This is a genomic window from Sphingobacterium puteale, from assembly GCF_003627955.1.
Classification (GTDB): domain Bacteria; phylum Bacteroidota; class Bacteroidia; order Sphingobacteriales; family Sphingobacteriaceae; genus Sphingobacterium; species Sphingobacterium puteale.
Genome location: NZ_RBWS01000015.1, coordinates 112,415 through 137,713, shown reverse-complemented (window position 1 = coordinate 137,713; position 25,299 = coordinate 112,415). Strand labels below are relative to the sequence as shown.

The following is a 25,299-nucleotide window of genomic DNA, read 5'->3' as shown; positions in this document are numbered from 1 at the left end:
AATCTTGATCATTTGATGAAACCATTTTCGGTATTTGAAAAATTGGCCATACAGATTGACCGTGCTGCTGGCTGCTTTGTGTACGACCAGTCGGGACAGGCTTACTTGGATATGTATGGTGGACATGCTGTTATTGCTGTAGGGCATACCCATCCGCATATTGTAGAAAGCACCTTGCGACAGCTCAATAAGATCGGTTTCTATTCGAATACGATATACAATGATCTGCAAAATAAACTGGCAGATCAATTGGGACTGATCAGTGGGTATGTAGACTATGGGGTGTTTTTCTCTAATTCCGGTGCGGAGGCAAACGAAAATGCCTTGAAGCTATCTTCTTTTGTTACGGGACGAAAAAAGGTTTTATCCCTATCCAATGCTTTTCACGGACGCACTTCGGGAGCTGTATCCGCTACCGATATAATTAGTATCCGAGCTGCGGTAAACGATAATCGTCATTATTTTTTTACACCTTTCAATGACCCGTCCAGTTTGAGAAAACAGCTGGAAACGGAGGAATACTGCTCCCTGATTATAGAACCGATTCAAGGAGTCGGCGGAATCCATGTTGCTTCCGCAGCGTTTTTACGAGAAATCAGGCAGATCTGTACAGCGACGGGAACGATGCTTATTCTCGATGAGATCCAGTCCGGATATGGCCGTACGGGGAAATTTTTTGCACATCAGCATGCCGGAGTAAAAGGGGATCTGATTACTGTGGCGAAAGGAATTGCCAATGGCCTCCCGATGGCCGCAACACTGATCTCTCCTGACATCACACCCATAATGGGGCAACTGGGAACAACCTTTGGAGGCAATCATCTGGCCTGTGCGGCAGCAATTGCTGTATTGGAAGTTGTTCGGGATGAAAAGCTGATGGACAATGCGGCAAAGGTTGGTACATTTTTAATGGAAGAATTACAGGACATGACGGGCATTGCCGAGGTGCGGGGAAAGGGATTAATGATCGGTGTGGAGTTTGACACTGATATACGGCAGCTGCGTCATGAACTGCTGTTTGGCGAGAAAATCTTTACGGGATATGCCGGTGCTTATACTTTGCGGCTTTTGCCACCGCTATGTTTTACAATGGAACATGCGCAGATTTTTCTTAGGAGCTTGAAAAGATTGCTTCTGAAAAATGATCACTATTCCAAAAATCGTTCGTATCAGATGCATTAATTAAACTTATCACAAGCATTAATTAATTGGAGAATTGTGTTTCGCCGTTCTCTGCGGAATTTTATTGATAAATCAGGGTGCAGCGGCATAGCTTGCCTCGATGAGGTGATAGAGTTGTACTTGGAAAAATGCCGTTAAAAAAGTAACTTCACGACAGGATACTTTAATACAGAACGATACTTTAAATTAGAATATACAAGGAAACGAATGTCTACAATTGTACAAGGTTTACCAACAGCTGGATTGATTAGTATAGCGGATCATAAAATATTACTTGCTTATAGCAACAATAAAAAAGCCTGGTATCTTCCCGGTGGAAAAATTGATGCAGGGGAAGATTCCCTGCAATCCCTTCGCCGGGAGATTTCAGAGGAACTGAACATCGACCTTGATCCCAAAAAGATTTCATACTACTGTCACATCACGGCCCCTGCGTATGGTATGGTACCCGAAGTGATCATGGAACAAGACTGCTTTCTATATCCGCTCACAGAAACGATACAGCCTAGTAATGAAATAGGAGAAGTGAAGTACTTCTCCCATGAAGATTATTTACGTGAACCTATTCAGGTCATCGGTGTATTATATGTCTTTGACAAATTGAAAGCTGATGGCCTGATCTAGGCGAAATGCCTCGGGCAGCCTTATTAGATGCCATAGCCTTCATTGGTACAATTGATTGTTTTAGTATGCTTTATCGGACTAATTTTTCCGGTCCTGGTATTCAATCGCCAGGCTTCGACAATCTGATCAAAGTATTCTTTGTTTTCTTCCACAACGCTAATGGCAACAATTTCACTGTCTACTTTTTTGCCTAACCTGCAATTACAGAGACTAAGCTGTTCGTTGGATTTCAGTTTACGGATATTGATCGTGTCCAGTATTTTATATTTTACCTGCCCCTTTCCATTCTCCTTGTCGTCAAGCAATTCGTTTAAAATACAGATGCCGTTTTTATCGTTGGTATAATATCCGGCGGCAAAGCGATAGTCTCCACTGGCACTTTTACCCGCATCTATTACTGCTCCGGAAGCATGGCCGTAACTGCCCAATCCGGGGATTTCATTTATTTCCCGAAATATCTTTCCATACAATGGATTTTTTTGATCTTGAACGGCGCTAAAACTTGACCAGCTACAGATGGCCAATACCGCAAATAATACGCTTGTTAGATATCGCATAGTTTCAATGTGTTTAAATGCAGTAATAAAGATAATAAATCCCACTATATTCTTAAATAATGGGATCTAGATTTTACTATCTATTTTTCCGCCGTGGTATTTTCTTTTTGGGATTCTTTATAGATTTTGCTGTCCTCATCGTCCATGTCCATGTCGAGATCCTCCTCTCTATATTTTCCCATTTTGAGTTGAAAATTATCAGCGGTACCCGTGATGCGCATTGGGATTCCGAAGATTCCAAATGGAGGCAGTCCGAGTCTGAACCCAAGATTCATCCGTCCATCTAATGTAACTTGACCTTCAAATCGTGGTCTGAATCCCATCATCTTCATTTTGGTACGTTCAATGGTCATGACATTGTTTTTGATATGCGATTTGATGACGACTTTTTTCACTTCGCCGTCTTTCAATTTTTCTTTTGAGGTAGATTCGCTGATGCCATTCAGTAATTTGAAACCTCTGAATTTAATCTGGTTCAATGTCAGGGTACCTTCACCGACAATGGAAGGCATGACAGGCTGCATATTACCGTTCAGTAACCCTCCTAATTTATAATCCAGCGATACAAGGCCATGGGCATTTTTGGCAGCAGTCACCATCTCTCTGAACATTGGAATTTCTTTATACGCACGTTGGATATCAAAGCTGTCCGCTTTTACGGCGTAGTCGAATGAGGCTCTACGGGGATTTATTGGTCTATAATTTCCATTCATAGCTGCTTTTAATCCTGCCAGTTCAAAAGTAGTGTTGTTGAGCGTCAGTTTGCCTTCTTTGATCTGTAGATCCCCCTTAAAATCTTTGATGTTCATGTTGTTGTAAGAAACATTGTTGACTAAGCCCAGTACTTGAACATCAAGATTTTTAGGCAAAAGGACCACACCAGTCTCCGAAGAAGAGGACGCTGCTGAAGGAGTATCTGCAAAAACCATGAAGTCATCCACAGTGATTTTTTTACTATTGAGTGTGAACTGTCCTTGTAAAGCGGCGTTGCTATTTGTCAGATAATTGATGATATTATTCATGTAACCTTTTATGGAGATCGAATTTCTACCATAGTTGACCAGGAATCTATCAAAGTTCATTTTCTCCTGATGAAAACTAAAGTCACCGCTTTTGATCGCTATAGGCTGAGAGAGTAGGTCTGTCTGTACCTGGATCTGGCCGATATTGATGCGTCCACGATTATTGAGTCTGGCATAGCGGCCACTGGTTGCATCGCTCTGGAGTCCCTTGAGGCTAAAATCTGTGTGGATAAAACCATCGACATTGGTTCCGTCCAAGGCGAAAAACTTATAGATGGGACCAAGGTTGAGTTTTCCTTTGGATTGAATATTATAGTTGATGTTATTGAAATTGCGCAGATCTGCATGCAGGAAAAAAGGTTCTCCGGCAAATGTGAATGAGACAGGTAGTATTTTTACACTTAAATCACGTAATGATCCTTTTTTGCTATTTACAAAAGCTTCAACATGTATATTTTCCATTGGAATAGGGTATTCCTTGGATTTGATAAAGCCGTTTTTCATCACAATGGAGGTATTGGTTTCCGGAAAAATATTCCGTTTGAGATCGACATACCCTTTTGCATTGAGGTTGACATCGATCAGGCCTGCCAGTTCGATATCTTTGACCGGATAGAAGCTTTTGATATCGGCCAAATTGAATAGGGCCTTAAGATCGGACTGTACCACAATTTTGTTGAAATCTGTTATTGAAACATAACCTTTAATATAGTTATTGAGCGCCTGAACTGAGATATCGTGAATAGAAATGGATGCGCTTTTCATTTGGCCGTCCGGATCTTTTGCTTCTAAGCGATATGCGATCTTTTCAAGTCCTTTAGGGAGATCGGCCAATTTGAAATGTCCATCCGTTAGGGTGTTTTTAATATCAAATGTCGGTATGGAAGCGATATATTCTTGCTCGCGTTTCTGGAGACCAACTCTGCGTGTTGCACGGGCATAGGTTCCGTCGATTTTTGCGTCAAGATTCCATCGCCCGCCCAAGGAGAATCCGGGAAATTGTAGGGAAGAATAGAGGATACCTAGGTCGAGATCGCTTTTCATGTCGGCATGTACAGTGACCGGATGGAGCCCCACGATCTGTCCTTTTGCATTGAAGTAACCTGATGCGACTTTAAAGTCAAATTGTCTGAGGTCAATCCGGAGCGAGTCGGGATTTAGTGCCGGAAGATCAATCTTTAATTTTGCATTCCAGTCTGTCAATGGATTATTGGATTGTTTATAAGCCATATATCCGTTATTGATGGTCAGTCCCAGGGATAAATCGGGCATCTCATTATTGTCAACAATATAATCACCGATTAAATTTACAAATACTTCGGATGTACCCTTTACGGATAGATCCTTTATCCATGAGGCGTAACTATTTGGAACCAGTGACAGCAATTCACTCAGGGTACTCTCCTGGGATTTTAACTTGAAATCAAGATGATAACCGTGTGAGATAAAGGATAATAATCCCCGGAATCTTACTGGTAGCCGGTTAATCTTGATATCATTTCGTTCAAATACAAAGGATAGATTATCGGTGTTGATACGGGTTAATAAGGTGGCGTCAATGGATTTTTTGTCGACATAGAGTTCATTGTCAAAGGAAAAAGAAAAAGCGGCAATCTTGGCTCTGGTATTCAAATCAAAGATATTCGACATCAGATCACCTTTACCCTCGTAGTCCAGATTTTTTGCGTCAATCCATAATGGGATAGATTGATCTTCGTAATGTAGATTAGTCTTTTCAAATCTGATCAGCTGAAAAGCCAGTGCGCTGCTCTCGGAATTATCTTTTGTCTTGGTGGAATCCGTTGGTGTAGACTTGTAGATATTATAGTTTGCATTACCTGAGGAATCAACCAAAATATTGATCTTTCCTTGGTTGACGATAAACTTGTCAATAATGATTTTTGATTTGAGCAGGCTCAGGAGGTCAATCCCAAAGCTTACCTGTTTGGCTGCAAGCAGGGTGTCTTTTTTGAATGGCTCAGCGCCCTTTAGCAACACGTCATCCATTGACGCTGTCAATAGTGGGAATTGATCAAAGAAGGTCAATCTGACCTTTGTATAATTGAGATCCCCATTGATATGTTCGTTTGCCAACGACTTGACTTTGTCGTTTACTTCCTTTTCGAAGATATAGGGAATAGATAATATACAAAGAACTAATAGTGTTATTAAACTTGCGAGACCGATAGAGATTCGTTTGGCAAGTTTTAGAAATGTTGCTTTTGACACAGTGTTGTTTTTTTGTGGCTACAAAATTCCGAAATTTATTGCTAAAGTTCGCTTATTGATAGATTTATTTTTGGCTTTTTACCTAAAATATGTCGTGATTCAATGACAAACGGATCGGCAAAAGTCCTTTCTTATCAGCTGGTTTTGTAATGCTCGGGATTTTTCCCGTATTTTTGCAGCGTGAAATTTCGATTTAAAAATGCTGAACAGAAAAGCGGTACCATCCTCATTTTCTGTTTGCTTTTGTTGCTGTTGATAGGTGGGGGACTGCTCGGTATGATTCATCATAAAATAGATCGACTGAATAAAAGAATATTGGTAGATTTTGCCGATGAAAATATGCTGCTGCTGAATAAGCAACTGGAATTGTTACAGCAGGAGTTATACACGTCTGAGAAAAGGTTGATTGAAACCGTGCCGTCAGGGGATATCGGTCGTGATTCCTTACTTATTCTCATTCCTGCAAGCGAGTTGGACCGTGTCGACAATAGGATGTGGATACTGCTCAAAACGCGTACGATACAGCATCGCTTATACCATATCTATGTCGATATTGAAAAATTAAATGCTTATTTCGCCAATCGCTATTTTGGCAGAAGGGCTTATTTTGAAATATTTAGCGATAAAGGGATCTGCATCGTTTCACCTGAAAACCGAAAATGGGGGCTTCCGAAGGACGGGGATATTATTACTCAGGGGAAGATCGTCAAATCGGATTACCTAAAGCTGGATGTGATGGTTACCTCCTATCCCTGTTCCATTATTTTTGTGGGGGGTGAAATTCGGGTAAGTACCCTGCTGTTGACCATTGAGGAGGAAGTTCAGGGGGTCATGACCTATAGTATATTACTTGGCGTAGGCCTGATGCTCGTAGCCATAGCGCTTATCTATTTTAATGTACTGGAGCGCCGCAAGACTCAGCAGCTCAAATTAATGGCGCTGCAACAGGAAAATGAATATACGCAGATGCGTCTGGTTCAACTGCAGCAGCAGATCAATCCACATTTTTTGTTCAATACCTTTGGCTCGCTCCAATATCTGATCGGGAAGGACAATGATCTGGCCAAGTCATTTGTCGGTAAAATGACCAAGGTCTATCGAAAAATGCTGCGTACGGACGAGTCGGACTGGTCTTCGGTACAGGAAGAGCTGGAACTGGCAAAAGCTTATTTCTTTTTGCAGCAGGTGCGTTTTGGAACTGCGTTGAAAGATATGGAAATTTCCATTCCAATGGATGTGATGGGTGCGCGGCTACCACGTCTGGCCTTGCAGATGCTGGTGGAAAACGCGATTAAGCATACACGTATTTCAACGGAAAATCCACTTCAGATCTATATTGTTTATCTATCGGAGGTCAATATCATCCAAGTAAGCAACAATTGGCAGCCGCGGCAAGGAACTGCAACGGAAGGGGAGGGATATGGACTTAATTACCTAGCGTCTATGTATTCCCATTATACACTGGATGGCTTTGGTTATGGAAAAGAAAAGGGCTGTTTTTTTGTCAATTTACCCCTACTGGATCGTTAGATTAGTACAGGAATAGTTCTGCTGGATACGTGTTCGTAGTTTTGAAGCGCGTGTTCATACGTATGAAATACGTGCTCGTCCCTTTTGAAGTGATTCTGTACAATATTTTTAACAAATTTGGCTCCTGATCTAGGAATTTAATTGCAAGATTAACCTAATCTTATTCGGATGAAATGATCTTCAGCTCAATAGCGCGTGATAAGAGAACTATCCTGCGCAGCTGATCGCTTCAATGCCATTGAAAAACAAAGCGGGTGCAACAAATGCATGGATGCTATTGAAAAACAGCACTCAGAAATAATTATTCTAAATGAACAACACTTATACCAAGCTAGCCCTAAGCCTCTTATTTTCGGCAGGCCTCATGCAATCTTGTTCTGTATTGCAAACTGTAGGTTTACGAAAAAAAGAGACTGTTACCTCTGCGAAAGATTCTACCGCCAAGAAAGATACGACGATTGCCTATGACAAACTGTTTAAAGATGCACGCGTGGATAGCGGCATGTTTGCTGTGATCCGAAAGGAAAATAATTATTACTTTGAAATTCCATTGAAAAAAATGGGACAGGACATTCTCCTGATCCAAAAATTGTCTTCCGTTCCCTTAGCACTGAATGAAGCTGGTGTAAATAAGGGAATGAACTATGAAAATAAGGTTATTCGGTTTACCCTGCGCAAAGAGAAAAAAGAGGTATGGGTTTCGGAGATTAAACCTCAGGTGGAAGTGCCTAAAGGGGATGCGATTGCTGCATCGGTCTATGATAATTATCGTCCCTCTTACATTGAATCCTTCAAGGTGGAGAGTTATTCAAAAGACTCCAGTGCCGTGGTGATCAAAGTCAATAAAGTGTTTGATGGATCAGAGAAGAGCTTTACGGATGTTTTCACCTCTTTGGGTTTAGGTACTTCTCCTAAAACCAGTATATCGACCATCGAAGAAATTAAATCGTACTCCAATAATATTGTTGTGAAATCGGTCCTGTCGACAAAGGTAACAGAGGGAAATGAATCGGTACCAGTTTCATTAGAGGTAACAAGTAACCTTTATGAACTGCCTGAAACGCCGATGGTAGCACGTTTTGCGGATCCGCGTATTGGCTTTTTTACCTCGCCGCGTTGGTATTTTAACGATAAACAACAGGAACTGGATAAAAAAAATCTGGTGAACCGCTGGCGGCTTGAGCCGAAAGATGAGGACAAAGCCCGTTACCTGAAAGGTGAATTGGTAGAACCAAAGAAACCTATTGTTTTTTACCTGGATCCGGCCACACCAAAACAATGGCGACAAGCCATCATCGACGGTGTTCACGACTGGCAGGAAGCATTTGAGGCAGCCGGTTTTAAAAATGCGATTTTGGCCAAACAACAACCGGATAGTGTCAAATTTGATCCGGATGATGCAAATGTATCTTCTATTGTATACGCTGCGTCAGCGCAGGCCAATGCGATGGGGCCATCTGTGGTGGATCCCCGTTCAGGCGAAATTTTAGAAGCGGATGTGATCTGGTGGCATAACGTGATGACGATCCTAAATAGCTGGATGCGCATACAAACAGGTATCGTGGATACCTCCGTGCGGTCGAACGTGTTCTCGGATGAAAAAATGGCCCATGCCATCCGTTTTGTTTCTTCCCATGAGATCGGACATACCTTGGGACTGATGCACAATATGGGGTCGTCGGCCAGTTTTCCTGTGGATTCACTCCGTAGCAAAAGCTTTACGGCAAAAATGGGCGGTACGGCACCATCGATTATGGATTATGCGCGCTTCAACTATGTCGCGCAACCTGAAGACGGTGTTGAACAGATTACACCAGTGATCGGAGCCTATGATAAGTATGCTATCGGATGGGCTTACCGCTGGTACGGCAAAGCACAACCTTGGGATGAAATACCGTTGTTGCGGAAAGAAATTGATGCTCATGTGCATGACCCGATATATCATTATGGTGAACAACAGGATTCCAAGAATATTGTCGATCCACGCGCACAATCCGAAGATCTTGGTGATGATGCAATGAAAGCTGGTGAATATGGGATGAAAAATTTGCGTCGAATGATGCCGAATATCATCAACTGGACCACAAATACGGGGGACGACTATTATCGTGCCGGTAAATTATATATGGGCGTCGTTGGTCAATGGTATGCTTACGCTGACCATGTGCTCAATAATATTGGTGGTATTTATCTTGAAAATGCTGTTTTGGGCGACCAAAAGAATGCGTATAGCCCAGTCCCTAAGGAGAAGCAGGTAGCTGCACTGGAATATTTAAAGAAAAATGTGTTCTATATGCCGGAGTGGCTATTTGTTCCGGAACTGATGGCGAAAACTTTCCCTTTAAGAGATTCACCTATGGGACCGTTTGAATATGCACCTTATAATCTTCAGCGCGAATTTCAGTATGCTATGCTCTATAAATTGGTCAACGATGAGCGTCTACTGCGCATGGTTGAAATGGGAAACCTCTTTGGCGACAAGAAGGCATGGAGTGCACCAGCATTTTTAGCATCGGTACGCAAGGAGATCTTCGCAAAAACGGTCAGTGAACAGGCATTGGATCTTAAAACACGCATGTTGCAGCAGAATTACGTGGATGTACTGATGGTCTCTACGAATAAGTCCATGGAGAAATTAAATGCCAAGAAATTAGCTGGTGTCGAACAATTGATTGAGGGAACTCAACCTAATCTGTGCTTGCATCCGCATCATGCAGCTTCTGCACAAACGGGTTTACGTAATGTACATGTCACAGGAATGATCCGTACATCGGATATGCTGACCTATAAACGTGCTGAACTGTATGAGATCTACCAATTGTTGAAACAGAAACACCGGACAGGAGATGCCACAACAAAGGCACATTATATGGATCTGCAATTGCGTATTGCAAATACCCTGGAATTGAACTAATATATTAACATCTATTATATCAACATCTACCAAAATGAATAAGTTTTTAATACCGCTGACCTTTATGTGTGTGCAAATGGCACAGGCACAGGAATCCAAGGAGCTGAAAGGAAAGGTACTGGATGCGGTCACATTAAAGCCCGTCGTGGGGGCGACGGTTGTTGTCGAAAGTTCGGCAGTAGCGGAGGACATTGGCGTACCCAATCAGGTACAGCAATCTGCATTGGGATCATTGACTGACGCTTCGGGCGAATTTCGCTTAAAAGTTCCGGGAAACTTAAAATACGTCACCATCAGTTATGTGGGATACCAACGTATTCAGGTTCCGGTATTTCAGGATCACAGAACGATTTTGCTACAACCGAGTGGTGAATCACTGGATGAAGTCATTGTAACAGGATATACCGATATCAAAAAACGTAAAAATACAACAGCATATAATAAAATCAATGTAGCTGATATCAAGCAGACAGGTGTTGCATCTATTGATGAAATGCTTGCTGGTCAGGTAGCAGGTTTACAATTGAGCAATTTTAATGGTGGTCCAAATAGTGCGCCACAGATCCGTATCCGCGGTACAGTATCACTCAATGGTACGCAGGATCCGTTGTGGGTTATTGATGGATTACCTATAGAAGGGACAGAATTGCCGAATCGGATTGATAAGGATAACCTGAATAGTCTGAATAATCTTCCGATCGCAGGAATCAATCCCGATGATATTGCAGATATCACGGTATTAAAAGATGCGGCAGCAACTTCGATTTATGGTGCGCGTGCAGCTAACGGCGTTATTGTGATCACGACAAAAAGAGGTAAGTCAGGTCCGGCGAAATTACAGGTCTCAGCAAATACCTTTGTTACCGAACGTCCCGACTTTGGCAAACTCAACTTGATGAACGCCAACGAAAAAGTGGATTTTGAGCTATTGATGGCTAATCGTACTGATTTAAATTATCGCACAGGCAAGGGGGCAGTTATGCGTATCCTGGATAAAGCGAATGCACTGGAAGCCTACCGTTCAGGCGGTTTAGCTGCTCTTTCGCCAGAGGTACAGCAATCCATTAATCAATTGCGCCTTCAGCAGACAGACTGGGGAAAAGAACTTTATCGTCAGGCACTCAATCAACAATATTCGGCCTCAATATCAGGTGGTAACGACGCGCATCGTTATTATCTGTCCAGCGGCTTTTATGATGAAAAAGGAGCAACTAAAGGAGCAGATCTACGCCGTTATTCATTGACATTAAACAATGATTTCAATATCAACGATCGGTTTAAAGCAGGAATTAATTTACTAGGGTCGGTTTCAAACAGACGAAACCCGATCCAGGATGACGATGCATTTACCAATCCGAGTAATTATATGCGTTTGGTTAACCCCTATTTGACTGTGCGCGATCAATCTGGGAAGTATAATTACGATCCGGATATCGAAGGCTATGAAAAAGATACCTACATTTCTTTCAATGCCATAGAGGAGCGGGAAAATACCAAATATGCATTGACAAATAAGGCGTTGAAAGCGATTGGTTACCTGGAATATACCATTATACCGCAATTGTCTTTACGTACCGAATTTGGCTTGCAGTTTGATGAAAATAGTATGGAGCGATTTGCCGATCAGGAAAGTTACAACACCCGTAAATTGCGTGCTGCAACAAGGTATTACGATTCCGTAAGTAAAACGTTTAAATATTTTTTACCTACGGGCGGTAAAATTGAAAATAACCATAATAGCATTTTTCAATACAACTGGAAAACTTACTTAAAATACAACAAAACCTGGAATGAAAAACATGAGCTGGAACTCATGGGCGGAACAGAACTGAGACGGAGTAAGAATACAATGGTTTCATCCAAAGGTTTTGGGTATAATCCATCAACTTTGACTACACAGAATATTGTTTTTCCGAATAGCAACTATCAGGATGATAAACGATTTAATCCCTATAAAAAAGGGTTTATAGAGAATTCATATGCCTCTTTTTATGGAAATGCGACTTATACCTTTGACCGCAAATATAATGTCTATGGTAGCATTCGTTATGATGGTTCCAATATGTTTGGGGTAGATCCGCAATATCGTTTTCTGCCGATCTGGTCATTGTCCGGATCATGGAATGTGCTGGAAGAAGAATTTATCAAGGGTAAAACAGCCTTATCTGATCTCCGTGTCCGTGCTTCGTATGGTATTCAGGGAAATGTGGATCGCAATACCTATCCGTTTATTGTTGGAAACTATGACAATTCAACCATACTACCTGGCTATCCAGAAGGAACAGTAGTGGTAGGTATGCCTGCCAATGACAAATTACGTTGGGAACGCACACAATCTTATAACGCTGGAATTGATTTGGGGCTTTGGAAAAATAGGCTGAATATTACAGTTGATTATTACAATAGAACAAGTAAAGACCTGATTGCAAATAGTGCCTTACCTATGGAAAATGGTTTCCAGGATGTCCAGGTAAACTGGGCTTCGGCAAGAAATCAGGGGGTGGAATTGACCATAACGAGCCGTCAGATTCAGACCGAAAAATTCTCCTGGTCAACGGATTTTAACATTGCCCACAATAATAATAAATTATTGAAGGTCATGAATAATCCCAAAGCTTATGCACCAGAGACACAAGAGGGGCGTCCCATCAATGGACTATATGTACTGGAAACAGCTGGATTGGATAAAGACGGTGTGATGCAATTCAGAAATCAGGATGGCTCTGTTTCGAGTTTCGAAGAATTCTATGGGCTATACGATCCATGGGCGGAGTTCTTACCGGGATATATGTCGCAGACGGATATGACCGCGGCAGTCTATCGCTCGAAATTTAAATATAAGGGCAGTAAAGACCCTAAGTTTACTGGTGGTATGACCAACCGTTTTCGCTATGCTAATTTTGATCTGGCGATTTCAGCTGTATTCAATTTAGAGCGTTGGGTAAACCGTGCGCCAACCTACAATCCGGCGCTCGTAGATCGTGGACAGAATTATACCAAAGATCTGTTGATGGCTTTGCAAGGAAATAAAGCGTTGCCGGCATTGGGAAGTATCAGTTCGGAACTAAATGACCGTTGGATGGCGTATGGCTGGATGGAAAGTAATGATCCGATCAATTCATTTAAACAGTACGATATCTGGGCGAAGAAAATGAGTTATGTCCGTATCAATAGTATTCGTCTTGGATATACCTTGCCTGCAGGCTTAAGCAAAAAGATCGGAGCAAACAATTTGCGTGTGAATGTAGAGGGGCGTAATCTATTTGTTTTTGGGGCGAATTATGAGGGATATTTTGACCCAGAAACCTATGGTAATTATTATGCGCAACCGATCAGCAAATCTTTTGCTTTTGGTCTTTCGGCAAGTTTTTAATTCTTTTAATTGATTATAAAATGAAGAAGATAGTTTATTTTGGAATGATCATGACAGCGAGTGTATTGACTTCCTGCAATAAATACTTAGATATACAACCGGTGGGGACTGTCATTCCTACCTCAGAAAGTGATTTTAGAGGCTTGATGACAAGTGGCTACACGAGTTTTCCGGCACATAAATCGTATCTGTCTTTACGTACCGACGAACTGCTTTTGGATGAAAGCTCTACAGATGCTGCCCGGACCAAAGATATTTATCTCTGGAACGATCAAAATCCCGATCCGGCAACCACTGCTTATCCGTATCTGGCCTTCTATAAGAGTATTTTCTACAGTAACCAGATCATCAGTACGATTGACGAAAAATTGACGGGTAACGCTAACGTCGATCAGATCAAAGGTGAGGCTTACCTGATGCGTGCCTATGCGCATTTTGAGTTATTGAATTGCTACAGTGAAGTCTATTCAACAAGCAATGCAGGTTTGCGTGGAGTTCCGTTATCGACCAAAATCGACCTGGAACAACGTTTTGTACCTGCAACCATTGGTGATTCCTATGCGCAGGTGTTATCAGATATGGAAAAGGGGACGGCATTGCTTACAGTAGAGGATCAGGCGAAAGGTGTGAATTACCGCTTTAGTAAACGTGGTGCATATGCAATGGCATCACGTCTTCATTTATATCGCGGGGAATGGCAGGAAGCAATAGAAGCGGCAAAGCAAGCTTTGAAAATAAACGACAAGCTAGTAGATCTCAATGTTACGGGAAGTTTATTACCTAATGATTTTGAGTCTGCCGAAATCATTATGGCGCTGGAGAAAGTATCTATCTCGGAAGTACGTTCGAGTTCATTTATTTCGCCTTCTTTATTGTCGTCCTACTCAGATGGTGATTTGAGAAAGGGACGTTACTTCCAAAAAAGAGGGGGTGACTATGTTTCCCTTAAAGGTGGAGAAAACCGTTTTAACGTGAGCTTCAGAAATGCAGATCTTTATTTGACAATTGCCGAATGTGATGTGCGTTTAGGAAATACAGCAGAAGCCTTAAAATATCTGTCCGCGTTAAAGAAAAAAAGATTTACGGCTGATGCTTATACACAGCAAGTCAAAGCTGACGCAAATTTGTCCAAAGAACAATTGCTGGATGCGGTATTACTTGAACGTAAACGTGAATTGGCTCTTGAAGGTCTGCGTTGGTATGATTTAAAACGCACAACAAGGCCTGCAATAACACATGCGAGTTTTGGTAGAACGGTGACCTTGCAGCAAAACGATCCGCGCTATGTGATCCGTTATCCACAGGAAGCGATCAATAATAATCCAGATCTATTAAAATAAGGTCAATTTTTTTTAATCCTTTATATATTAATCCATTTTCTTTCTTAGAAAATGGATTTTTTATTACATTCAACCCATGGGATGGAATATATTGATTGTCGAAGACGAAGACTGGGCTTTTGCAGGCTTAAAGGAGATGTTGACAGACCTTTATGGGGATGGCGCATTGACCTTTACCAATGCAAAGGAGATTCAGGAAGCGGTGAAGACTATCAATAAGCATCATTTTGACCTGATCTTTATGGATGTCCACCTGATGGATGGACTGAGTTTTGAAATATTTAAGCAGGTATCTATTGATGTGCCGCTTATTTTTACAACAGCCTATGAACAATATGCATTGGAGGCTTTTCAAAATCAAGGTTGTGCCTATCTGTTAAAACCTTTCGATGCAGAAGAACTCACGCAGACCATGAAACGTATTGAGCCGCTGTTACCCAAAGCAGAGGTTCGTTTCAAACAACGCTTCCTTGTAAAGTACGGTAACTTCTTAAAGTCCTTGTCGATAGCTGATATTGCTTACTTTATGGCGGAAGATAAAGAATTGTATGCGGTGGAGAGGGAGTCGGGGGTGGCTTATATCATTGAAGATAGCCTTGTTCACTTGGTGACGCAGGTAGATCCATTCGTCTTTTTTCAGATTAATCGGAAATTTCTTATTCGTATTGATTCCATTCATTCTATGTTAAAAATAAGTCGGAATAGAATTAAATTGGAATTAATTCCCCCAACTCCAAAGGGGATTGAGGTTATTGTTAGTGAAGAACGATCGCCGAATTTTCAGCGCTGGCTGGATCAATAACAATTGTTATCTTGCTTATTATTAGTTTTTTTTACCGTGATTACTTGTGTTAACTATTTGATTTTTGAAATATTATTTTCCTGTTGTAGTGGTAGCACTTTCTAATCAGAATATCTATATTTTGTTTAAATAAAAGCCGATATGGGAGTGTACCGGCTTTTTGATATCTATACTTGGAATGTTTTATGAATAGTGTAGTTCCTGTGCTATCTTATTTCTGAGGATTTTGGACAGGATAATTTATTTGCTCCTCAATGGCAACATTGTTAATGTACTTTTTCCACATTGTGTTGATAACTCTGTTAGTAACCTGTTTAAAACAAAATAGCTAGTTATTAACAGTGTTTATTAACATTATGTTGATAACCTTTTCTTCTTTTTCGCCTTCTTGCTTTTGTTCAGCCAGATAATATAACCAGTTATTGGCAAGGAAGCACAAAAAAGGCTTATAGTAAACGTAATGATCTTTGTCGTTAGGCCACCAATGCTACCGGTGTGAATATCATAATTGAGTGTTCCGAGCTTATCGCCCAGCCGTAAATTCTCACCGGATTTGATTTGTTTTAGAGCAGCTCGTTTTTTATCAAAATAAAGCCAGTCAAAGACGCCACTTCGTTTTTCATATCTTCTGATCTGGATATCTATTTCTGGTTCGGTCTCTTTTTTCAGTCGGATGGAAAGCATTTCGGCCTGCGGATAATTTTTGAGGCTATAGTGCAGTGCATTGTCCTGAAATTTTTCGTAAGCCAAAGGAATCGGTGTCGGGACAGGTAGCTTCGTAGATGTCGCTTCCTTTTGAAAAAGATTGAATGTATCGATATAAGTCTTTTTGAATCCTGGAAATGCAAATGCCAATCCTGTAATAGCAAAAGCCAGCGCAATAAAGAGACTATAAAAACCAATCACATTGTGCAGATCGTGATTTAGGCGCTTCCATTTAACCTTTGTGTCAACCCAAAAGCTTCTGCGGAAATTTTTTCCTTTCCATTTTTTCGGCCACCACAATATGATCCCGCTTAATAGAATGATAATAAATAGTGCTGTAGACCAACTTACTAAGGCATGGCCATATTTTTTGCCCAATAACAAGTTGAGGTGAAGTTGCAAAACGAGCTGAAAGAACTCTGTTTTTGTGTTTTCAACCTGTTGAACCTCTCCGGTATAAGGATTGATAAATACCCGTTTATAATACCGAAAGTAATTCCAATGCCCAAAAGCTTCTTCGTCTGTTTTTATGGCGCGGAATATCCAGGTCCGATCTTTGGCAGGATAGAGATCCACCCGTGTGATTTTCTGATTATTTTCAAGACTGCTTTGGGCATTGCTCAATAAGGTACTTAGCGGTAAGGGAGCGGTAGCATTATCTGCGTGTGCAATATAATACTTTTCAGGATAAACCCATAGTTTGATCTCATCCTGAAAGGTATATATACATCCCGTTAGGCTCAAAATACACACGACAATCCCTGTGATAATCCCGAGCCATTTATGCAGCCAAAGTATGCTCGACTTAATCATCTAAAATTTGTAATTGATGTTAAAGGAAGCCATCATTCCCTGACCTCTTACATATTCCTCATTTAGCGCACGGTATTGACTTACAACTGGGTAGTAATTCTTATTGAAAAGATTTTCAACGCCTAGTCCCAATGACCATTGTTTATTGATCTGATAATTACCATTTAAGTTAAAAAGATCTACTGGTTTAACCGGCCCCTCGCTGTTTTTATATACACCTTTGTCGTTAGGCAGGAATCTGTCACGAGCCCCGGTATGCACCCAGAACATTTGGAAGGTTAATGGCTTGATCGGTGTATAATAGATATATCCAGTTGCCTTGATCGGAGAAATACGCGAACCATTGAGGTAGGATTTCGTACCGTCTTCTTTTTTCGATTTTCCCTCCACATAAGCATAAGTTCCACCCACAGTCAGTTGCGGGCTGATGGTTGCACTAAGGGCTACTTCATATCCATAGACATCCTCGGGAAGTCGTTGTGGCATCAGATAACCGCCAATGTCTACAAGTTCCACGCCCATTTTTGAAGTACTATAATAGTAGGAAGCAGATAATTGGAAAATACTGTAGTTGCTGGAAAACCCGATTTCATAGTTATTGGTAATGATGGGATCTGTTTTTAGACTATCTAGATCGTTGTCGGTTGCCCTGCGGACAATTCGGCCAAGTTCATTGATGGCAAAACCCTGTGAAAAGCTTATAAAGGGATTAAAGAATGCATATTTATTATAGCGAAGGCCGGCATTGAACGTGGCTCCTTTATACGGTATTTCACCACCTTTAACAGCAATACTGCCTTCATTATTCGGTCCGGTAGCAATGGTGTTAAAATCTTTGATCTTGACTGTTGCATTTTCATATCGAACCCCACCTTTGAAAATTAGATTTTCGAGGAAATCAATTTTTACCTGGGCATAGGGAGCAACATTGAGCATATCCATATAAGGAATATAAACCCTGCCATCGGTCAGATTTTGATCCGTAACATCATTCAGGAGATCAAGTCCGTAAGTGACATCTGCGTTAGAGCCAAATACTTGAAATGGGGTGTTAAGATTGATCCGTAGCCCTTTTTTCTCGGAGTTGATCTGTGTCTGGCCGGGACCATACCAGGCCGATGCTTTTTCGACATAACGATTCATGGACCGAAAGGTGTTGTAATAGGCCGATGCAACGAGAGAGGTGGAGGCAAAAAGATTATTTTTGGTATACGTCAGCATTGCATTGTGATTGTATGGCGTACCGGCAGGTTTGCCAGGGTCATCTCCTTTTACTCCGATGGTAGGGGACTGTCCATAGACACCTGTTTGGCTGATGTATCTGTTGTGCTGGTTGCTTCGATAAAAATTATATACTGCGGACAGATTGGAACTGCTATCGATGGTGTAGCCGAGTTTGAGGAATGCGTTGTATTGATAGGTATTGGAAAGACCGTCGGTTTGACCGAGCGCTGTTCCATCGCCATCGCGTTGAAGACCTACGTAATCCGCTGATCCGCTAACGGTGTAATCCCATCTGTTTTTTCGCCCATAGAATGTTTGAGCGACACGATAACCCAACGTTCCGGCACTGTTTATGGGATTGAAGGTTGTCCTTAGAGTAGTAATTCCTTGGATAGGAGCTGAATCTTTTGCCAGATTGCGCGTGATATAATTGATGATCCCACCAGCTGAACCATTGCCATAGATGGAGGTTGCTCCTTTTATAACTTCCACACGCTCAATAACGCTAGGATCAATGGTGCGTAGATCACGTTGGCCGTTCATTAATGGTGTGGATTGGGGAATGCCGTCTATTAAAACCAGTACTGACCGTCCACGTAAGGTCTGACCCGAATTGGTTGCTTTATTGGTCGCTGTTCCTAGCCCTGGAATTGTATTGCCAAGTATTGTGGAAAGATTGGTGCTGATCTGGCTCTGTGCCTCGATCTCTTTTGTTGTTAAAATGGATACTGAGGAGGGAACTGTAGAGATACTTTCGGCTTTACGACCAGCGGTAACGATAATCTCGTCTAAAGTCTGTGTTGCATTTAACTGAAATAGGATAGGACCACTGACCGTATCTAAGCGCACCATCTTTTCAAGGGGCGAGAAACCGGTATAGGAAACACGAAATTTTAGCGGGGAATTTGTCGGTACTTTAGAAAGGTAAAATTGCCCCTGCTGATTTGAGTAACCAATGTTTTTTCCATTGAGTTTGATATTAGCTTGAGCCACTGGTTGATTTTCTGTATTTTTAACGAGGAGAGATAACTCTTGTGCATGTAACTGAGTCCCGAGAAGGACAAGGCTCCCTGCTGCGAACATCATATATCGTGTTCTATTCTTCATGGTAGTTTATTTAGATCAAATATAAATTGATGCAAATATAGAATATTTAATTTTTCTTCATCTAAAAAAACTGCTATTTTTTCGCTTATTATTCTATTTATACTGGTTATTTCATTCACACAATCTCCGACGATAAATCGGAATTCAATTTAGAGATCCTTTCTTGGCCGCTGTGAATATGAAAGAGGGGATGATTTCGTCAGCTTCTATACTATGACAAGCTGACGAGAAAGGATGAACCACAGCAAAAATATTGGACCATATTTGTCGAGGGAGCACCTATTCTTGAATCTGATTTACTTTTGAGATGGCAGATGCAATTGATTAATCTAACTCCACATTGTCAGCCAAAAAGTTAAAATAGTCCGGAGATTCTTCTTCAAAAATTTCCTTTCCTTCCATCATATAGGCGCGAAGAAGGTATTCTTGTGCAGATTCGGTATTCGCTGTTTCCAGGTAACACTGTCCTAACCGTAGCATGATAAAAGGATTTTCATAGGCATTTTCGATGATATTGCCTTTGGCGTTTTCAAAGTGGGTAAGTGCATTTTCGAAATCATCCTCCAAGAAATAAGCATCCCCGATGGAGGCTTCCAGCCAAAGACTTTCAGCGTGGACATTTTGTGGGCTAGGGATTAAATTGAGCGCTTCAGTCCATACCCTAATTGCTTCGCGAAAGTTCTCTTCATCACAATAGGCATTACCCTCTTCACTCAGTTGGTCGATTTTATCTAATATTTGATCATCCATGGCATTTACTTTTTTTACTCAATACGAAGTTAAGCATTCTATTAATAAAAAAGTGGAGAAATTATTCCTCCACTTTTTTATTTCCAATTAGCTGAATTTATTCCTTATCAAACCATAGCTTGGTCAGTAAGCTGTTGCTGCCCTGATGTTTAATGGCTTCCTGATAATTCGCTCCATTTAAAGATTGCTCCGTTCCAGGATATAAGAAACGTGTCGGGATCTTTCCGCCTAAAGCACCCGCTTTGGCTGGAGTAAGCTGTGGATAATCCAATCTACGCCATTCGGCAAAAGCTTCCAAACCTTGTCCATATAAAGCAATCCATTTTTGTTCACCGATTGACTTTTTATAGTTATTGGGATCGAAACGTACTGACGGTTGACGGAGATAGGCATCGATCAAAGTATTACTGATTTTATATTGCTCCAAAGAAGCACGGATGGCTTTTTGATAAAGATCTGCTGCGTCACCTGTAATAAAGCCTCTACTTACTGCTTCGGAGAGCCCAAAGAGTACTTCTGAATAACTTAAGATCACCGCTGGGGCTTTAGGCTGACGGAAATAGATACCGGGTCTTGATGTGAGGTCAAAGCCAATGCTACTTGCTTCACTAGATGTTAATCCATTCGGAAGTCCGATATATTTTTCTGAGGTTTTTTTTAATGTAGTATCGGCGTAAATCTCTAAGCGCGGATCCCTGAGAGTAACAAGTTTATCAACCATTGTTTTACTCACCCTGTAGTCTTCCCTTGCTTCAAAAGAACTGCTTACAGGATTCCGATTAGGGGCATCTTGATATATCAATTGAGCGATCTCATCGTTCGACTTAATGTATCCACTTCCTTCTGCAGCCACTTCTTGCAATGTCGTTTTGGCGAGATCCGGCAGGCGATCCGCTATGCGCAGTGCAAATCGCAATCTTAGGGAATTTGCAAACTGTTTCCAGTTTATGATATTTCCACCATAAATAATATCCCCTTGAATAGCTTCACCATCAGCTTTCAATAAACTTTGTGCATTTTTGAGATCATTCAAAATACCTCTATATACGGACTCCTGTGTTTCGTAACGAGGGGTCAGAAAGTTGTTGATATCTCCCGTTTCCGTATAGGGAATATCGCCATAGGCATCCGTTAGTAATGAAAAGATCCACGATTGTAATACAAGAGATACACCTTTGTAGTTGTTGTTTTCAGGGTTTGCAACCAGCTTTTGAATCAACTTCAATTGGCTGATACTCTTTGAATACCAAGTGGACCATCCTTCGTTAAAGTCATTGTTTGTGAAAATATAACGGTCAGGATCAGTATATTGAACCCTCGCCCAGTGCTGTACAAACAGTAGACTCGAAGCGAGATTATTACTTACTCCCCAATAACTGTCTGTCGTTGTTTTAATTGTGCTCGTTAGGAGATAAGCTGGCTGTGGTGTTTCCGCTTCATTCTGATTTTTATTTATTTTGGCCAATTCATCTTTACATGAGGCCGTTAAACCTAATAAAAGAAAGAGGCTGGATATATGTGTGATATTTATTTTCATTCTTAAATAATTATTTGTTCATCAATTGCTTATTGCCGCATCATTTACGCTGACTTAAGCGTAGATGATATCGATTACTTAAAACTTAAAATTTAAATTGAAACCAAAGCTTCTGGTAGTTGGTAACTGCAAACTTTCCAATCCTTGCGCATTACCTGTATTAAAAGCTGTTTCTGGATCAATATTCGGTGTGTTTTTATGGATAATCCATAGATTTCTAGCGACCAGAGCGAAAGAAGCACCTTGGAAACCAATTTTAGAAACCCAATGACCCGGAAGTTGGTAACCTAGTTTCACCTCACGAAGTTTTATATAGGAAGCGTCGAAAACATTTGGTTCATTGACCCGATATAGCGCTTTATAATATTGTTGTGCCGAGATGACCGTTGTATTTTTTGACCCATCTGCATTTACGCCATCGACAAGAATACCATCATCATGCGCTATCGTCTCATTTGTTAATTTGTCTACCGTGGTATAATTTAAACCGCCATGTTCGGCATCTCTTCCAGGGAGCGTAGATGCAAGTACTCCTGTACCCCTTCCTGTTGCATTGGTTCCCGAATACAATTTACCGCCATGTTTGATATCGACCAGAAAGCTTAGATCGAAGTTTTTATAGCGGAATTGATTCGTGATGCCGCCCAGCCAGTCTGGGGTAAATTTGCCGAAATAGTGATTGACAGGATCAGCGGTGGGTGTTCCGTCGCTTAGAACGAGACGACCTTGAGAATCGTGTAAGAATCCTGTTCCATAAAGTGTTCCATAGGGTTTGCCCACAGCTGCCAGGACTTGGACGGTACCCGAAGAGCCGATAATGTAACTTTGTAATAACCCCTTTTCGTCAAGTTCCACGACCTTACTTTTATTGGTTGCAAAGTTGACGTTGATATCCCATTGGAAATTCTCCTTTTTCACGGGTGTAACCCCTAGCTGGATTTCAAGGCCTTTGTTGTTGATTTTTCCGGCATTGACAAGTTGCTTTTTATAACCTGTTGAGGGGCTCACATCCACGGCCAAGATTTGGTTGATACTATTGATATTATATAAACTCAGGTCTAACCGTACCCGATTCTTGAAAAAGGCTAATTCAGTCCCTAATTCGGTAGAGGTTGTCGTTTCGGGTTTCAGGTCAGGATTTTTCTTAATATCATTGACTGAGAGTATCGGGTTATTATTAAAGGGGGTACTGAAAGGATAAGAATCAATTAAATTAAAAGGATCTGTATCCTTACCAACTTTAGACCATCCGCCGCGTAATTTCCAGAATGACAATATATCGCCTTGAATGGGGAAAGCGTCTGTCAGTACCACACTTGCATTTGCCGATGGATAGAAATAGGAAAGATTGTCTACTGGTAAAGTAGATGACCAATCGTTACGGGCTGTTAGGTTCAAAAAAGCGTAATTCTTATAGCCCAACTGAGCTGAGGAGAAGACACTGTATGCTTTTAATGGGCTATACTCACTTGTTGAAATCAGGGCATCTCTTGAGTTCGCTAAGGTGTATACATCTGGCACTGCCAGACGTGGTGCTTTTTGGTTGTTGCGTTGTCGCGATTGGCTACGTATATTTCCACCACCTAAGATGTCCAAAGTAAAATCATCGGAAAGCGGTCTATTGTAATTTAAAGTAAACTCTGTGTTATTTTCATTTACAGTATAAGCATCTTCCTCATAGGAACCATAAGGTGTACCATTGGTACCATAGGCAATCCGTATTTTTCGTCGATCTGTATAATAATCGTTGCCGGAACGGAAGTTCGCTGTCAGAAACTTGTTGATTTTATAGTTTAAACCTACGTTTCCAAATATACGGTCGCGTTGTTGCTGTACCGTATTTTCTTCTGCAATAAAATAGGGGTTGCTATAGTAGCTGTTATTCCAGTTTACAAGGTTCCCATTCTCATCACGGTAGTTTTTCAATCGCGCAACGTCAACTTGGCGTCCGAACCAGGTAAATTGAAGCATATAACCATTGGAACGGAACCCCCCAACACCAGGCAAATTGCCCGAATTTGTGCGTACGTAATTCGCATTAGCAGTCAAAGTCAGATCTTCCGTGATTTTGTATCGCGTGTTAATGTTAAAGTTATTCTTTTCGATTGAAGAATTCGGAATGATACCAGTTTGATTACTGTTATTGTATGAAAAGCGGTAATCAATTTTATCTGTAGCATCTGCAATGGAAATTCCATTGTTTAAAGTTCTGCCAGTACCGAAGAAACTCCGTACGTTATTGGGGTGCGGTAAGAAAGGTACTGCTTCTCCTTTCGAATAAAATTGAGGTATCAAACGTCCATCCATTTTCGGTCCCCAGCTTTCATCCACGCCATCATTGAGTCCGCCACCTTTTCCATCGACATAGCTGAATTTACCGTCTGCCCCCTGACCAAAAACATTTTGGTAATCTGGCAGCACAGCAAGACGTTCAATGGTATTGTTTGAGTTTACATTAATTCCCAGCCCTTTGCGCTTCTTTCCAGATTTTGTCGTAATTAAAATTACCCCGGCCGCCGCTCTTGACCCATATAGTGCAGCAGCATTAGGACCTTTTAATACACTCATGGATTCTATATCTTCACTATTGATATCTGATATCGCATTTGCATAATCCCTATTGCCGCTTGTCCCCAGCTGCGAGTTGTCTACCGGCGTTCCATCAATAACAAACAAAGGTTGATTGTTACCCGCGATGGAAGTTTCCCCGCGAATGATAATTCTGGAGGAGCCCATATTGCCTTGGCTATTTGTTATTTGAACCCCGGCCACTTTTCCGGCGAGTGAATTCACAAGATTGCTTTCTTTCGCTTCTGAAAGATCCTTACCTTTCAATTCTTGGATCGCATATCCCAATGTCTTTTTTTCTTTTGAGATATTTAATGCTGTCACGACGACTTCATCCAGTTGGGAACTCGCTGGTAACAGTTGAATAGTGGTAAGCCCATTTGGATTGGTTTGGACAGTTTTGGAATCAAAACCAATATATTGAACCTGGATGCTGATGGAATTACTATTTGACGGTAATTCGAATAGGCCGTTTGCATCCGTTTGCACCTGTTTTTTACTTATTATTTCTGTAATCGTTGCACCTTGAATAGGGCTGCTGTTGTTATCGACTACTTTACCTTTTATGGTAGATTGAGCGTATAGCGTGCCCGTGCTTAAGCAAAGCGCTGCCAGTACGACAAAATCTATGTTGTTTTTTGCCATATTAAAATATTAATAATGAGTTATTATTTTCTGTTTGAAAGGGTTATCGGAGACATTTAATAATTACCTGGAAAAATATCTCCTTGTGGCATTCGTTTTTCAGGCATTAGTAGATAGTTTAGTTTCATGTGTTAAAAAATGTTAATGCAAATATATAAAATCCACCTGATAACTATACTTTATTTTTGTGTTTTTTGTAATAAAAAGGTCAGAATGCTTGAATAGAACTCTCAGTAAGATGAAAGCCCGTTGCGCCCAATGTATACTGATGCGTTCATCGGTAAAAGCCCGATGCTTAAGATTTTGAAAAAGTGGCTGAATTAATAAACAAAGCTAATATCAACAGCATTTTTGGAACAGAAATCCGAAATTTGAGT

The 25,299-nt window shown here is 41.1% G+C and carries 14 protein-coding genes; 7 read left to right on the top strand and 7 right to left on the bottom strand.

Annotated features, from left to right (window positions below):
• Nucleotides 1-15: 15 nt before the first annotated feature.
• Entirely contained in the window at nt 16-1,182 is a 1,167-nt protein-coding gene (locus D7322_RS19280; protein ID WP_121125872.1) for an aspartate aminotransferase family protein, read from the top strand.
• 207 nt (nt 1,183-1,389) lie between these two features.
• Nucleotides 1,390-1,806 carry an NUDIX hydrolase gene (locus D7322_RS19275; RefSeq protein WP_121125871.1) on the top strand — a complete coding sequence of 139 codons (417 nt, stop codon included), beginning with the start codon at nt 1,390-1,392 and terminating at the stop codon, nt 1,804-1,806.
• 23 nt (nt 1,807-1,829) lie between these two features.
• Here the strand turns inward: D7322_RS19275 and D7322_RS19270 are convergent, their stop codons facing one another.
• Both D7322_RS19270 and D7322_RS19265 read right to left on the bottom strand, forming a co-directional pair.
• Nucleotides 1,830-2,363: a hypothetical protein gene (locus D7322_RS19270; protein WP_121125870.1), complete on the bottom strand. Its 534-nt coding sequence runs from the start codon at nt 2,361-2,363 to the stop codon at nt 1,830-1,832.
• 80 nt (nt 2,364-2,443) lie between these two features.
• Entirely contained in the window at nt 2,444-5,614 is a 3,171-nt protein-coding gene (locus D7322_RS19265; protein ID WP_121125869.1) for an AsmA family protein, read from the bottom strand.
• 180 nt (nt 5,615-5,794) lie between these two features.
• Here D7322_RS19265 and D7322_RS19260 point away from each other — a divergent pair, with 180 nt between their 5' ends.
• The 5 genes from D7322_RS19260 to D7322_RS19240 all read left to right on the top strand — a co-directional run bounded on the left by D7322_RS19260 (nt 5,795) and on the right by D7322_RS19240 (nt 15,573).
• The gene (locus tag D7322_RS19260) at nt 5,795-7,144 is read left to right on the top strand and encodes a sensor histidine kinase (RefSeq protein ID WP_121125868.1); all 1,350 of its coding nucleotides are present in this window, start codon (nt 5,795-5,797) and stop codon (nt 7,142-7,144) included.
• A 310-nt stretch (nt 7,145-7,454) separates the two neighbouring features.
• Nucleotides 7,455-10,058: a zinc-dependent metalloprotease gene (locus D7322_RS19255; protein WP_121125867.1), complete on the top strand. Its 2,604-nt coding sequence runs from the start codon at nt 7,455-7,457 to the stop codon at nt 10,056-10,058.
• 34 nt (nt 10,059-10,092) lie between these two features.
• Entirely contained in the window at nt 10,093-13,431 is a 3,339-nt protein-coding gene (locus tag D7322_RS19250; RefSeq protein WP_121125866.1) for a SusC/RagA family TonB-linked outer membrane protein, read from the top strand.
• Nucleotides 13,432-13,451: 20 nt separating this feature from the next.
• On the top strand, nt 13,452-14,771 hold the full coding sequence (locus D7322_RS19245) for a RagB/SusD family nutrient uptake outer membrane protein (protein ID WP_121125865.1): 1,320 nt from the start codon (nt 13,452-13,454) through the stop codon (nt 14,769-14,771).
• A 76-nt stretch (nt 14,772-14,847) separates the two neighbouring features.
• Nucleotides 14,848-15,573, top strand: coding sequence for a LytR/AlgR family response regulator transcription factor (locus tag D7322_RS19240; protein WP_121125864.1), 726 nt, complete (start codon nt 14,848-14,850; stop codon nt 15,571-15,573).
• 354 nt (nt 15,574-15,927) lie between these two features.
• Here the strand turns inward: D7322_RS19240 and D7322_RS19235 are convergent, their stop codons facing one another.
• The 5 genes from D7322_RS19235 to D7322_RS19215 form a co-directional block, all read right to left on the bottom strand.
• Nucleotides 15,928-17,091, bottom strand: a complete 1,164-nt coding sequence (locus D7322_RS19235; protein WP_220700121.1) for a PepSY-associated TM helix domain-containing protein — start codon at nt 17,089-17,091, stop codon at nt 15,928-15,930.
• Nucleotides 17,092-19,422, bottom strand: a complete 2,331-nt coding sequence (locus D7322_RS19230; RefSeq protein WP_121125863.1) for a TonB-dependent receptor — start codon at nt 19,420-19,422, stop codon at nt 17,092-17,094.
• Between the two features lie 324 nt (nt 19,423-19,746).
• Entirely contained in the window at nt 19,747-20,172 is a 426-nt protein-coding gene (locus D7322_RS19225; protein ID WP_121125862.1) for a tetratricopeptide repeat protein, read from the bottom strand.
• 97 nt (nt 20,173-20,269) lie between these two features.
• Nucleotides 20,270-21,709: a SusD/RagB family nutrient-binding outer membrane lipoprotein gene (locus tag D7322_RS19220; protein ID WP_121125861.1), complete on the bottom strand. Its 1,440-nt coding sequence runs from the start codon at nt 21,707-21,709 to the stop codon at nt 20,270-20,272.
• 78 nt (nt 21,710-21,787) lie between these two features.
• Entirely contained in the window at nt 21,788-24,922 is a 3,135-nt protein-coding gene (locus D7322_RS19215) for a SusC/RagA family TonB-linked outer membrane protein (RefSeq protein WP_121125860.1), read from the bottom strand.
• Between the last annotated feature and the right edge of the window lie 377 nt (nt 24,923-25,299).